General features: G+C 65.5%; 12 protein-coding genes. 6 read left to right on the forward strand and 6 right to left on the reverse strand.

Going from position 1 to position 12,109, the window contains the following annotated elements; all coding sequences use genetic code 11:
- The first annotated feature begins 45 nt into the window (after window positions 1-45).
- The gene (choX, locus tag DXK50_RS03700) at window positions 46-966 is read left to right on the forward strand and encodes a choline ABC transporter substrate-binding protein (protein WP_212629371.1); all 921 of its coding nucleotides are present in this window, start codon (window positions 46-48) and stop codon (window positions 964-966) included.
- Between the two features lie 58 nt (window positions 967-1,024).
- The gene (locus DXK50_RS03705) at window positions 1,025-2,596 is read left to right on the forward strand and encodes a SulP family inorganic anion transporter (RefSeq protein WP_212629372.1); all 1,572 of its coding nucleotides are present in this window, start codon (window positions 1,025-1,027) and stop codon (window positions 2,594-2,596) included.
- 22 nt (window positions 2,597-2,618) lie between these two features.
- Here DXK50_RS03705 and DXK50_RS03710 read toward each other — a convergent pair whose 3' ends face one another.
- The 3 genes from DXK50_RS03710 to hemF all read right to left on the reverse strand — a co-directional run bounded on the left by DXK50_RS03710 (window position 2,619) and on the right by hemF (window position 4,859).
- The gene (locus tag DXK50_RS03710; RefSeq protein ID WP_161864201.1) at window positions 2,619-2,969 is read right to left on the reverse strand and encodes a DOPA 4,5-dioxygenase family protein; all 351 of its coding nucleotides are present in this window, start codon (window positions 2,967-2,969) and stop codon (window positions 2,619-2,621) included.
- Window positions 2,970-2,979: 10 nt separating this feature from the next.
- On the reverse strand, window positions 2,980-3,801 hold the full coding sequence (gene aroE / locus DXK50_RS03715) for a shikimate dehydrogenase (RefSeq protein WP_212629373.1): 822 nt from the start codon (window positions 3,799-3,801) through the stop codon (window positions 2,980-2,982).
- Between the two features lie 143 nt (window positions 3,802-3,944).
- Window positions 3,945-4,859, reverse strand: a complete 915-nt coding sequence (hemF, locus tag DXK50_RS03720) for an oxygen-dependent coproporphyrinogen oxidase (protein ID WP_212629374.1) — start codon at window positions 4,857-4,859, stop codon at window positions 3,945-3,947.
- 145 nt (window positions 4,860-5,004) lie between these two features.
- On the opposite strand from hemF, the gene DXK50_RS03725 reads away from it, so the two are divergent.
- Window positions 5,005-5,982, forward strand: a complete 978-nt coding sequence (locus DXK50_RS03725) for an NADPH:quinone reductase (RefSeq protein ID WP_212629375.1) — start codon at window positions 5,005-5,007, stop codon at window positions 5,980-5,982.
- 74 nt (window positions 5,983-6,056) lie between these two features.
- Here DXK50_RS03725 and DXK50_RS03730 read toward each other — a convergent pair whose 3' ends face one another.
- From DXK50_RS03730 to DXK50_RS03740, 3 genes are all read right to left on the reverse strand, one after another.
- Window positions 6,057-6,614: an L-threonylcarbamoyladenylate synthase type 1 TsaC gene (locus DXK50_RS03730; RefSeq protein WP_212629376.1), complete on the reverse strand. Its 558-nt coding sequence runs from the start codon at window positions 6,612-6,614 to the stop codon at window positions 6,057-6,059.
- A gap of 294 nt (window positions 6,615-6,908) precedes the next feature.
- Window positions 6,909-8,027 carry a DNA-processing protein DprA gene (gene dprA / locus DXK50_RS03735; protein WP_212629377.1) on the reverse strand — a complete coding sequence of 373 codons (1,119 nt, stop codon included), beginning with the start codon at window positions 8,025-8,027 and terminating at the stop codon, window positions 6,909-6,911.
- A gap of 80 nt (window positions 8,028-8,107) precedes the next feature.
- The gene (locus DXK50_RS03740) at window positions 8,108-9,145 is read right to left on the reverse strand and encodes a LysM peptidoglycan-binding domain-containing protein (RefSeq protein ID WP_212629378.1); all 1,038 of its coding nucleotides are present in this window, start codon (window positions 9,143-9,145) and stop codon (window positions 8,108-8,110) included.
- 153 nt (window positions 9,146-9,298) lie between these two features.
- Here DXK50_RS03740 and def point away from each other — a divergent pair, with 153 nt between their 5' ends.
- The 3 genes from def to rsmB are packed head-to-tail and all read left to right on the forward strand — an operon-like array spanning window position 9,299 to window position 12,104.
- Window positions 9,299-9,805, forward strand: a complete 507-nt coding sequence (def, locus tag DXK50_RS03745) for a peptide deformylase (protein ID WP_004422862.1) — start codon at window positions 9,299-9,301, stop codon at window positions 9,803-9,805.
- Between the two features lie 56 nt (window positions 9,806-9,861).
- Window positions 9,862-10,794 (forward strand): methionyl-tRNA formyltransferase, encoded by a 933-nt coding sequence (gene fmt / locus DXK50_RS03750; RefSeq protein WP_212629379.1) that lies wholly within the window; start codon window positions 9,862-9,864, stop codon window positions 10,792-10,794.
- Window positions 10,791-12,104, forward strand: a complete 1,314-nt coding sequence (gene rsmB / locus DXK50_RS03755) for a 16S rRNA (cytosine(967)-C(5))-methyltransferase RsmB (RefSeq protein ID WP_212629380.1) — start codon at window positions 10,791-10,793, stop codon at window positions 12,102-12,104. Before fmt ends, rsmB begins: the two co-directional genes overlap by 4 nt.
- Window positions 12,105-12,109 lie beyond the last annotated feature (5 nt).

A 12,109-nucleotide genomic window follows, 5' to 3' on the forward strand; every position in this document is an offset into this window, starting at 1 on the left:
TTACCGACTGCCGCCCCCAAAACAGAAGAAAAAAGGAGAGACGTCATGAACCGATTCAGTGTGCTGTTACTCGCCACCGCGCTCAGCAGCGCCGGCAATGTGTGGGCCGAGGATGCAGCCTGCAGCACGGTCAAGCTCGGTGACCCCGGCTGGAGCGACATCGCCGTGACCAACGGCATCGCCAGCTTCCTGCTCGACGGCCTGGGCTACGAGACGCAAAGCCAGACCCTGGCCGTGCCGATCATCTTCGCCGGGCTGCAGAAGGGGCAGATCGACGTGTTCCTCGGCAACTGGATGCCGGCGCAGCAGAGCAACTACGACAAGTTCGTCGCCAGCGGCGATCTGGACAAGCTGGCGCAGAACCTCGAAGGCACCGAGTACACCCTGGCCGTGCCAGCCTATGCCTACGATGCGGGGGTAAAGACCTTCGCCGATCTGGACAAACACGCCGACAAGTTCGACAAGAAGCTCTACGGCATCGCCTCCGGCTCGCCGGGTAACGATTCGATAAAGCAGATAATCGCCGCCGACGAGTTCGGTCTGGGCGACTGGAAACTGGTGGAGTCCAGCGAGCAGGCGATGCTGGTGCAAGTGGGCCGCGCGGTGAAACGCGAGCAGTTCGTGGTCTTCCTCGGCTGGACGCCGCACCCGATGAACGTGCAGTACGACATGAAGTACCTCAAGGGCGGCGAGAATTACTTCGGCGACAGCGGCCAGGTCAATACCCTGGCGCGCAAGGGCTATGCCGAGCAGTGCCCGAACGTCGGCAAGCTCCTGAGCCAGTTGCGCTTCACCCAGGACATGGAGAACAGCATCATGGACCAAGTACTGAGCAAGCAGGCCAGCAACGACGCCGCGATCAAGGCCTGGCTCAAGGCCAACCCGCAGGTGCTCGATGGCTGGCTGCAGGGCGTCACCACCCGGGACGGTGGCGACGGCCTGGCTGCGGTAAAGGCGCGACTTTGAATTAACCGCCGCAAGTGAGTAGGGTGGAGTCGCCTACGGCCCACCCTTGAACCGAACCATGCGCCTACCCGACCGACAGACCCTGCTGCCGTTTCTCCGCTGGTTGCCCGGCACCAGTCGCAAGACCCTCGGCAACGACCTGCTGGTGGGCCTGACCGGCGCCATCCTGGCCCTGCCGCAGTCGCTGGCCTACGCGCTGATCGCCGGCCTGCCCGCGGAGTACGGGCTGTACGCGGCCATCGTGCCGGTGATCATCGCCTGCCTGTGGGGCTCGTCCTGGCACCTGATCTGCGGGCCGACCGCCGCCATCTCCATCGTCCTGTTCACCAGCGTTACGCCCATGGCGCGCATGGGCAGCGACGAGTTCATCGCCCTGATCCTGCTGCTGACCTTTCTCGCCGGGCTGTTCCAGTGGCTGCTCGGCCTGTTGCGCTTCGGTGCACTGGTGAACTTCGTCTCGCAGTCGGTGGTGCTCGGCTTCACCCTCGGCGCGGCGCTGGTAATCGCCATCGGCCAGATGCCCAATCTGCTCGGCGTCGAGGTCGCCAGCCAGCCCACGGCGCTGACCAGCCTGCTGCAGATCGGCCAGCACCTGCCCGAGGCGCACTGGCCGAGCCTGGCGCTGGCGGCCTTTACCCTGCTGCTCAGCGTGGCCGTGCGCAAACTCTGGCCAAAGGCACCCGCACTGCTGATCGGCCTGGTCTGCGGCAGTCTGCTGACCTGGCTGCTACCGGCACGCTTCACCGCTGACATCGCCCTGGTGGCGCCGTTCGAAGGTGGCCTGCCGCCTTTGACCATGCTGAATTTCGACCTCGACGACGTGCTGCGCCTGCTGCCGGCAGCGGTAGCCTGCGGCATGCTCGGGCTGGTCACCAGTCTGTCCATCGCCCGCGCGCTGGCGGTGAAGTCGCACCAGTTCCTCGATGCCAACCAGGAAGTGCGCGCCCAGGGCCTATCGAACATGATCGGCCCGTGGTTTTCCGGCTCGCTGTCGGCCGGCTCCTTCACCCGCTCGGCGCTGAACCTGCAGGCCGGCGCACGCACACCGCTGGCCGGGGTGTTCTCGGCATTGCTGGTGGCGCTGTTCGCGGTGTTCGGCGCAGCGCTGCTGACGCATATCCCGCTGCCGGTGATGGCCGCCGGTATCCTGCTGATCTGCTGGGGCCTGGTGGATCTGCCGGCGATCCGAGCGCTGCGCAAGGTCAGTCGTGCCGAGTTCGTGGTGATGCTGCTGACCTTCGTCGCCACCCTGGTGCTGGAGCTGCAGACGGCAATCTACGCCGGTGTACTGGCATCGCTGTTCTTCTACCTCAAGCGCACCTCGCAGCCGCGCGTGCGCCTGTGGCACGACGGCGACGACGAAATTCTGCGCATCGACGGCTCGATCTTCTTCGGCGCCTGCCAGTACATCCAGCAACTACTGCAGCGCAGCCGCGGCCAACGCCTGGTGATCGACGCACGGCACATCAACTTCATCGACTATGCCGGGGTGGAGATGCTGCACCAGGAAGCGCGCCGCCTGCAGGCGCTGCAGCGCAGCCTGGTACTGCGTCAGGCGCGGCCGCAGGTGGTGGAGGAAATCCTCAAGCTGGAAGGTGCGCAAAGCTGCCCGGTGTTGTTCGAGGATTGAGCCAGACAGCTCGCTCCGGCGCTCATTCGTCTTCGAGTGCGCTCAGGTCCAGCGGGCGTACCTGGCCGAGCCAAAGGGACCAGTCGCGGTGGTCGCGCAGATCGTCACCGGTAATCGGATGGACCAGCACATTGAGGCCGTCGCGCCGCTGCATCAGCCAGGGCACCAGCTCAGCGAACAGCTCGGGGCGGAAGGCCAGCTGGCAGCTCCAGTCCGGATGCGGACCGACCGGGCGCTCATGCACACGTCCCATCTTCAGCGGGAAACAACGCGCCGCTTCTTCGCACAATGCGCGTGCTTTATCGAGGCTGCTGGCGTCGAAGTAGACGTGGGCGTGGTAGCCCCTGATCCTGGGTAGCGCGTGCTCTTCCATCACTCTGTCCTCAAGCCAGCAATTGACGGCGCAGTTCGGTCAGCACGGGTGCCGTATCCGGCCGCACAGCGCGCCACAGCTGAAACGCTTCGGCGGCCTGCTCGACCAGCATGCCCAGGCCATCGAGGCAGCGTGCGGCGCCCTGTTCGGCAGCCCAGCGATTAAACGCCGTTGGCTCCTTAGCGTACATCATGTCGTAGCAGACCGTGTGCCCGGGCTGGATCAGGCCCGGCGCAATCGGCGGCAACTCACCGCCAAGGCTGGCCGAGGTGCCGTTGACGATCAGATCCACCGGCGCGTCGATCCAGTCGAAACCGGCGGCCACCAGTGGGCCGCGATCGGCGAATTCGCGCACCAGCTGTTCGGCCTTGGCCACGGTGCGGTTGACGATCACCAGCACGGCCGGCTTCTGCGCCAGGAAGGGTTCCAGCACGCCGCGCACGGCACCGCCGGCGCCGAGGACGAGAACGCGCTTGCCGGCCAGGCTGAAGCCGGCGTTGTCCTGCAGATCGCGGGTCAAGCCGGCGCCATCGGTGTTGTCGCCGAGCAGCCGGCCGCCTGCCAGTTTTTTCAGGGTGTTCACTGCACCGGCGCGGCGCGCGCGCTCGGTCAGCTCGTCGGCCAGGCGAAAGGCCTCTTCCTTGAACGGCACGGTCACGTTGCCGCCCAGCCCCTCGGTAAAGAAGGCGCGGGCATTGCCGGCGAAGTCATCCAGCGGCGCCAGGCGCGCCTCGTAGGTAAGCGCCTGACCGGTCTGCTCGGCGAACAGGCGATGGATCAGCGGCGATTTGCTGTGGCCGATGGGGTTGCCGAAGACGCAGTAGCGGTCCATGGAAAATCCTGTAACGGTAGAAATCTACAAACTGACGCCGTCCTGTAGGAGCCCCGCCTCGGGGCGAAGCCTCTGCGTTGCCCCGTCAGCACACGCAGCCGCCATTCGCTGCGGGGCGCAGCTCCTACAAGAGAGAATGGAAGCTAGGCCTGCGCCAACCAGTCGCGATCGGTGAGGAAGTATTCGGTCAGGCGAGCTTCCTCGCTACCCGGCTCCGGCTTCCAGTCGTAGCCCCAGCGCACGTGCGGCGGCAGCGACATGAGGATCGACTCGGTACGCCCACCGGACTGCAGGCCGAACAGGGTGCCACGGTCGAATACCAGGTTGAACTCGACGTAGCGGCCGCGACGGAAGGCCTGGAACTCACGCTCACGCGCACCGAAGGGCATAGACTTGCGCCGCTGAACGATCGGCAGATAGGCCTGAATGTAGGCGTCGCCGATGGCGCGGATAAAGGCGAAGCAGGTGTCGAAATCCCAGTCGTTGAGATCGTCGAAGAACAGCCCGCCGATGCCACGCGGCTCACCGCGGTGCTTGAGGTGGAAATAGCGATCGCACCAGGCCTTGAACTTGGGATAGACCTCGGCACCGAAGGGCGCGCAGGCGTCATGCGCGACCTGGTGCCAGTGCACGCAGTCCTCTTCATTGGCGTAGTAGGGCGTCAGGTCGAAACCGCCGCCGAACCACCACACCGGTTCCTCGCCTTCCTTCTCGGCGCTGAAGAAGCGCACGTTGGCGTGCGAGGTCGGCACGTAGGGGTTTTCCGGGTGGATCACCAGCGATACGCCGAGCGCCTGAAAACCGCGTCCGGCCAACTCGGGACGATGGGCGCTGGCCGACGGCGGCAGACTGTCGCCGAATACATGGGAGAAATTCACCCCGCCCTTTTCGATCAGTGCGCCGTTCTCGATCACCCGCGTACGACCGCCACCGCCGGCCGGACGCTGCCAGGCGTCCTCGACGAAAACGGCCTGGCCGTCTTCGGCTTGCAGGGCGGAACAGATGCGATCTTGCAGGTCGAGCAGGTAGGCCTTCACGGCCTCGGTACGGTCAGTCACGGCGGCACCTTGAACAGAGAACAGGGCGGAATCGGCGGGCAGCATAGCATTCACCCAGGCACATCCGCAGTTGACGTCGGTCAATCGGGGCGATTGGATAGGCCCTTTCGCCGCGCGGCGATTCAAGCCAGACAAGGAATCTAAGATGGCCAAGCGTATTCAGTTCAGCCAGCACGGTGGCAGCGACGTGCTGGAATATCGTGACTATCAGCCGGCAACGCCAGGCCCACGCGAAGTACGGGTGGCCAACCGGGCCATCGGCCTGAACTTCATCGACACCTACTTTCGCAGCGGCCTGTACCAGCCGCCGGCGCTGCCTTCGAGCCTGGGCACCGAGGGTGCGGGGGTGGTCGAGGCAGTCGGCAGCGAGGTCGACGGCTTTGCCGTGGGTGATCGCGTGGCCTATGCCACCGGCCCGCTCGGCGCCTATAGCGAACTGCACGTGCTGCCAGCCGACAAGCTGGTGAAACTGCCGGACAGCATCAGCTTCGAGCAGGCCGCCGCGGTGATGCTCAAGGGCCTCACCGTGCAGTACCTGCTGCGCCAGACCTATGAACTCAAGGGCGGTGAGACCATCCTGTTCCACGCGGCCGCCGGCGGCGTCGGCTCCTTCGCCTGCCAGTGGGCGAGAGCGCTAGGCGTCAAGCTGATCGGCACCGTCAGCTCGGCGGAAAAAGCCGCGCGCGCCAAGGAGCAGGGCGCCTGGGCAACCATCGATTACAGCCACGAGAACGTGGTGCAACGCGTGCTGGAGCTGACCGATGGGGCCAAGTGCCCGGTGGTCTATGACGGCGTCGGCAAGGACACCTGGGAAACCTCGCTGGACTGCGTGGCTCCGCGCGGTCTGCTGGTCAGTTTCGGCAATGCCTCCGGCGCGGTCACCGGGGTCAACCTGGGCATCCTGGCGCAGAAGGGTTCGCTGTTCGTCACCCGCCCGACCCTGGCCGGTTACGCCACCAGCGCCGAACGCCTGCAGGCCATGGCTGACGAGCTGTTCGGCATGATCGCCAACGGCAAGCTGCAGGTGGAGATCAGCAAGCGTTACGCCCTTAAGGACGCCGCCGCCGCACAGGACGCGCTGAGCTCACGGCAGACCACCGGCTCGACCATCTTGCTGCCGTAAAACAGTCGCGGCTAAAGCCCCTCCCACAGCCGCCACGATCTTGGGAGGGGCTTAGCCGCGAGCTTTTAAGCGCCTCAGGACGGGCGAATCACATCGCCCGTACGCAGGTCGCGAATCAGACTGGGGTTCTTGCGCCCACCCAGCGCACCGCCCAGCACCTTGTCCAGTTCACCCGGGAAATACTGCTCGACACGTAGACGCGAACGCGCCGAAGGACGTCCGGCCGGGTTGGCCGAGGTGGAGATCAGCGGGCCTGTATAGCGGCATAGCGCGCGTACCAGCGGATGATCGCTGACGCGCAGGGCAACGGTATCGTGCATGCCCGTGACCCACTCTGGCAGACGGTTCTGATGCGGCACCAGCCAGGTATTGGGGCCTGGCCAGCTGCCGGCCAGGCGCTCCTGCCAGACCTGGGGCAGGTCATCGAGGAGGAAGTCGAACTGCTCGATGTCATCGGCGACCACGATCAGCCCCTTGTGCATCGGGCGCTCCTTGAGCGCCAGCAGCCTGTCCACCGCCTCTTCGTTCCACGGGTCGCAGCCCAGGCCCCAGACCGCCTCGGTCGGATAGGCGATCACGCCCCCCTCACGTACCACACGCGCCGTTTGCTGTATCTGCCAGTTGCTGGCCATCGACTGTCTCCACTGAAGCGATGGCCGGAAGTCTATCCAAGACGGCGCTGCGACTGTAGCCCGGATGCGATTCGGGAAAATTACCGAGCCCGCCCCGGATTGCATCCGGGCTACGCAGCTGGGGTGAACATGATCCTGTGGGAAAGGCTAATGGCCTTGATGCGCCGAGCGGGTAGGAGCGGCGCCCCGCCGCGAACCGACATGACGCGGAATCCAAGCGCTTCGCCCCGGGGCGGGCCTCCTACGGAAAGCGGCTTGGGGCCTTATCTGATCAGCATTACGCAAAAGGCCCAGTTAAGGCCGGCGCGCCAGCCAGCGGCCGGCTTCATTGCACACCAGGCCATCGAGCTCCAACTCGGTCAGCGCCGCCAGCACCTGCGCCAGGGGCCAGCCGCTGGCCTGCACCAGCGCCTCGGTGTTGTGCGGTGCGGCATGCAACAAGGCCAGCAGCGGGTGTTCGATGCTGGCGCTTGGCTGCGGTGATTGCGGCGCGTCGGCCGACGTCTGCCACCCACGCAGCGCTTCGAGAATATGTTCGATGCTTTCCACCAACGTGGCCCCATCGCGGATCAGTTGGTGACAGCCACGAGCGCCTGGGTGATGAATCGAACCGGGGATGGCGTAAACCTCACGCCCCTGCTCCGCGGCCAGTCGTGCAGTGATCAGTGAACCACTCGAAGGGCTCGCCTCGACCACCAGCACGCCCAGCGCAAGCCCACTGATGATCCTGTTGCGCCGGGGGAAGTTGCTTGCCTGCGGCGGACAGTCCAGCGGCAGCTCGGAGACCAGCGCGCCGCCCTGCTCGATGATCCGCGCGGCAAGCCGCTCATGTCGCCGCGGATACAGGCACTGCAGGCCGGTGCCCAGCACGGCTACCGTTTGGCCGTCACCTTCCAGCGCGCCCTGATGCGCGGCGCCATCGATACCCAACGCCAGTCCGCTGGTGATGACGAACCCACCGCCGGCCAGGCTGCGGGCAAAGGCCCGCGCATTATCCAGGCCGGGCTGCGAGGCACGCCGGCTGCCGACCATGGCCAGTTGTGGCGCCTCCAGCACGCTCGGCTCACCCGCCACGAACAACAGCGGCGGCGCATCGGCCAGTTCGGCCAGCAACGCCGGGTAGCGCGGATCGTCCCACATCAGCACATGCTGATCAGGCTCCTGCAGCCACTGCAACGCAGCACGCGCCCGCTCGCGGATGTCCTCACTGCGCCGAGGCTCGGCGCAGGCGGCCGGCAGCCCCAACGCACGCCAGGCACTGGCAGGCGCACTCAGCGCAGCCGAGGCGCTGTCGAACGCACTCAACAGTTTGCGAAAACGTCGCGGTCCCAGTTCCGGCAACAGGTGCAGACGCAGACGGGCTTCAAGCTCGGCAGGAGAAACGGCGGGGCAAAACGAGGAGGATATAGACATGAGGTTCTTCCCTGATCAGTGACACCGCCATCCTGGCGATCAGAAAGCACGAGCCCCGCATTCGCGGGGCTCGTCGGGCATTAGGGGTTGCGGACCTTGTCCATCACCGCGAGCTGGCGGCTGGCCTGCAGAATCAGACCGTAGCTGAGCTTGTCGTAGGTGCGGAACACCATCAGCAGGCCGGAGCGCTCGTCCGGGATCTTCACGCTCTCGCCGGTGACACGGTCGCGCACGGTTTCGCCGGTCTTGTACACCGCCAGCACGTTGCCAATCTCCAGGCCGTCGCGGGCGCCCTTGTTCAGGGTGACCACGTCGAACTGGCCAATCTGATTCACGCCACGCGGCACGTCGAGAATAACGCCCCTGATCTCACCGGCTGGCTCACTGGGCATGAAGGTGGAGTTGATCGCACGCTCCTCGGTGGGGAACAGGCGGTCACCCAGACGCACTTCCTGAGTCGAGCGGCTGAGCAACAGGGTACCGATATCGCCTTCCTCGGCGACGATCTCGCCGGTGCCGATATCGTCGGCGTTGATACCGAGGAACTCCTTGGTTTCAGGGTCGGTGTACGTCTTGCCCTGGCGGAATACGCCGTAGATCGGATGCTGCTCATCGAACTGGCCGCGGGCGTAGATGCGATCGCCGGCACCACTGACCACGCGCTCGGCGTTGCCGGCTACGACATAGGGCTTGCCGTTGAATTCTTCCGGGGTGTCGACGATACGGTTGCTCAGCAGGAAGCTATTGATCGCCTCCAGCGGGATGGTCGGGATCGCCTCGGCCATCGGCGTGCTGCGCACTTTAGGCGACAGCTTGATGGTGCCGCGTGACTCACCGCGGTTGAGCATCAGACGCGGCTGACCATCGACATAGACCAGATTGAGGGTGTCACCGGGGTAGATCAGGTGCGGGTTGGCCACCTGCGGGTTGGCGTGCCAGATCTCCGGCCATTTCCACGGCTGGCTGAGGAACTTACCGGAAATATCCCAGAGCGTATCGCCCTTGACCACGGTGTAACGGTCCGGATGACCGTCCTTGAGTTGCACTGCGGCCTGAGCCAAGCAGGTCAGGGCCAATCCGCCGGCTGCCAGGAGCAGGGCGAGTAGTGATTTCCTCATACGGTGAATCCCTTTATTATGTGTCTTCACGTGAAGCGCCCTAGCGCCGCGTGCCAAACCCGCTGAATACGCGGCGTGAAGCCGTTTTTCAATGCTGTTCATCATCTTAGCAGCGGATTTTGACTTTATTCCACAAGTGCATCACAAACGCATATGGCGATCCTGAATATCCTCGAATTTCCTGATCCACGCCTGCGTACCATCGCCAAACCGGTGGACGTCGTGGACGACTCCATCCGTCAGCTGGTCGACGACATGTTCGAGACCATGTATGACGCTCCGGGTATCGGCCTGGCCGCGACGCAGGTCAACGTGCACAAGCGCGTGGTGGTCATGGACCTGTCCGAGGACAAGTCCGAACCGCGGGTTTTCATCAACCCCGAGTTCGAACCGCTGACCGACGAGATGGACCAGTACCAGGAAGGCTGCCTGTCGGTGCCCGGCTTCTACGAGAACGTCGACCGCCCGCAGAAGGTCAAGATCAAGGCCCTGGATCGCGATGGCCAGCCTTATGAACTGATCGCCGAAGGCCTGCTCGCCGTGTGCATCCAGCACGAGTGCGATCACCTCAACGGCAAGCTGTTCGTCGACTATCTGTCCAACCTCAAGCGCGACCGCATCAAGAAGAAGCTGGAAAAACAGCATCGCCAGCGCGCCTGACCTCCGATTACCCGAAAGGCTTGCCACGGCAAGCCTTTTTCTTTGGTGACTGCCCCATGCGTATCGTCTTTGCCGGCACCCCGGAATTCGCCGCCGAACACCTCAAGGCCCTGCTGGACAGCCAGCACGAGATCGTCGCCGTCTACACCCAGCCGGATCGCCCGGCGGGACGTGGCCAGAAGCTGATGCCGAGCCCGGTCAAGCAGCTCGCCGCCGAGCACGCTATACCCGTCTACCAGCCGGCCAGCCTGCGCAATGAAGAGGCCCAGGCCGAACTGGCGGCGCTCAAGCCGGACCTGATGGTGGTGGTCGCCTACGGCCTGATCCTGCCGCAGGTGGTGCTCGACACGCCGCGCCTGGGCTGCATCAACAGCCACGCTTCCCTGCTGCCACGCTGGCGCGGCGCGGCGCCGATTCAGCGCGCGGTGCAGGCCGGCGACCTTGAGTCCGGCGTCACCGTGATGCAGATGGAAGCGGGCTTGGACACCGGACCGATGCTGCTCAAGGTCAGCACGCCAATCTCGGCAGAAGACACAGGTGGCAGTCTGCACGACCGCCTCGCCCAGCTCGGCCCGCAGGCAGTACTACAGGCCATCGTAGGCCTGGCTGCCGGCACGCTGAAGGGCGAGGTGCAGGACGACACCCTGGCCAATTACGCGCACAAGCTGAATAAGGAAGAAGCGCTTCTGGACTTCGGCCGCCCGGCCGTGGAGCTGGAACGCCTGATTCGCGCCTTTCACCCCTGGCCGATCTGCCACACCACGCTCAGCGGTGATGCGCTGAAAGTGCATGCCGCCGAGATCGGGGAGGGCAAGGGCGCTCCCGGCACCATCCTCGCCGCCGACAAGCATGGCCTGACCGTGGCCTGTGGCGAGGATGCGCTGCGCCTGACCCGCCTGCAGTTGCCCGGCGGCAAGCCGCTGGCCTTCGCCGACCTCTATAACAGCCGCCGCGAGCAGTTCGCGCCCGGCCTGGTGCTCGGTCAATGAACCCACGCCTGGCTGCTGCACGTGCCCTGACCGCTGTACTCTCCGGCAAGGCTTCGCTGGGCAGCAGCCTGCCGCCGCAGCTGGACAAGGTCGAACACCACGACCGCGCCCTGGCGCAGGACCTGGCCTTCGGCGCCGCCCGCTGGCAGCCACGCCTGCAACTATTAGCCGAGAAACTGCTGGAAAAGCCGTTCAAGGCCGCCGACAAGGATGTCGAGGCGCTGCTGCTGATCGGTCTCTATCAGTTGCTGCACAGCCGCATCCCCGAGCACGCCGCCATCGGTGAGACGGTCGGCTGCGCCGGCGCGCTGAAGAAGCCCTGGGCCAAGGGCCTGCTCAATGCCGTGTTGCGCCGCGCCCAGCGTGAGCACGAAACCCTTTTCGCTGAGCTGGACCGCGACCCGGTGCTGCACACCGCGCATCCACGCTGGCTACAGAAGGCGCTCAAGGCGCACTGGCCCGAGCACTGGCAAGCCATCTGCGCCGCCAATAACGCGCACCCACCGCTGATTCTGCGGGTCAGTCGCCGCCATGGCAGCCGCGACGCCTACCTTGAGGAACTGCGTGGTGGCGGCTTTGCCGCCGAACCCTGCCGCTTCAGCCGCGACGGCGTGCGCCTGCTGCAGCCCTGCGACGTGACCGCGCTGCCCGGCTTCCGGGAAGGCCGCGTCAGCGTGCAGGACGAAGCCGCGCAACTGGCCGCCGACCTGCTCGAGCTGGCGCCCGGCCAACGCGTGCTGGATGCCTGCGCCGCACCGGGCGGCAAGACCTGTCACCTGCTTGAAGTCGAGCCACGCTTGAGTGAAGTGGTCGCCGTGGATCTGGAGGCCAAGCGCCTGGCACGCGTGCGCGAGAACCTCGAGCGCCTGCAGCTGGAGGCCACGCTGGTCGCCGCCGACGGCCGCGATACCGGCGCCTGGTGGGACGGCCAGGCGTTCCAGCGCATCCTCCTCGATGCGCCCTGTTCGGCCACCGGCGTGATCCGCCGCCACCCGGATATCAAGCTGACCCGCAAGCCCGAGGACATTCCCGCCCTGGCGCAGTTGCAGGGTGAACTGCTCGATGCCCTGTGGCCGACCCTCGCGCCCGGCGGCATCCTGCTCTACGCCACCTGCTCGGTGCTGCCGACGGAGAACAGCGACACCATCGCCGCCTTCCTCTCTCGCACCCCGGACGCGCAGGAGGTCGCCATCGACGGCGACTTCGGCCTGCAACCGGCGCACGGTCGCCAGCTGCTGCCGCAGCTGGACGGCCATGACGGCTTCTACTATGCCAAGCTGATAAAGACCGCTGTGACCAGCCACAGCTAACGGAG

Origin of the sequence: Pseudomonas sp. KB-10 (genome assembly GCF_018221585.1) — a bacterium.
Lineage (GTDB): Bacteria > Pseudomonadota > Gammaproteobacteria > Pseudomonadales > Pseudomonadaceae > Aquipseudomonas > Aquipseudomonas yangonensis.

Excerpts from the sequence above, each read along its gene's own strand:
- choX (WP_212629371.1), top strand. The coding sequence starts at position 46 with ATGAACCGATTCAGTGTGCTGTTACTCGCCACCGCGCTCAGCAGCGCC.
- DXK50_RS03705 (WP_212629372.1), top strand. The coding sequence starts at position 1,025 with ATGCGCCTACCCGACCGACAGACCCTGCTGCCGTTTCTCCGCTGGTTG.
- DXK50_RS03710 (WP_161864201.1), bottom strand. The coding sequence starts at position 2,969 with ATGGAAGAGCACGCGCTACCCAGGATCAGGGGCTACCACGCCCACGTC.
- aroE (WP_212629373.1), bottom strand. The coding sequence starts at position 3,801 with ATGGACCGCTACTGCGTCTTCGGCAACCCCATCGGCCACAGCAAATCG.
- DXK50_RS03725 (WP_212629375.1), top strand. The coding sequence starts at position 5,005 with ATGGCCAAGCGTATTCAGTTCAGCCAGCACGGTGGCAGCGACGTGCTG.
- DXK50_RS03730 (WP_212629376.1), bottom strand. The coding sequence starts at position 6,614 with ATGGCCAGCAACTGGCAGATACAGCAAACGGCGCGTGTGGTACGTGAG.
- dprA (WP_212629377.1), bottom strand. The coding sequence starts at position 8,027 with ATGTCTATATCCTCCTCGTTTTGCCCCGCCGTTTCTCCTGCCGAGCTT.
- DXK50_RS03740 (WP_212629378.1), bottom strand. The coding sequence starts at position 9,145 with ATGAGGAAATCACTACTCGCCCTGCTCCTGGCAGCCGGCGGATTGGCC.
- def (WP_004422862.1), top strand. The coding sequence starts at position 9,299 with ATGGCGATCCTGAATATCCTCGAATTTCCTGATCCACGCCTGCGTACC.
- fmt (WP_212629379.1), top strand. The coding sequence starts at position 9,862 with ATGCGTATCGTCTTTGCCGGCACCCCGGAATTCGCCGCCGAACACCTC.
- rsmB (WP_212629380.1), top strand. The coding sequence starts at position 10,791 with ATGAACCCACGCCTGGCTGCTGCACGTGCCCTGACCGCTGTACTCTCC.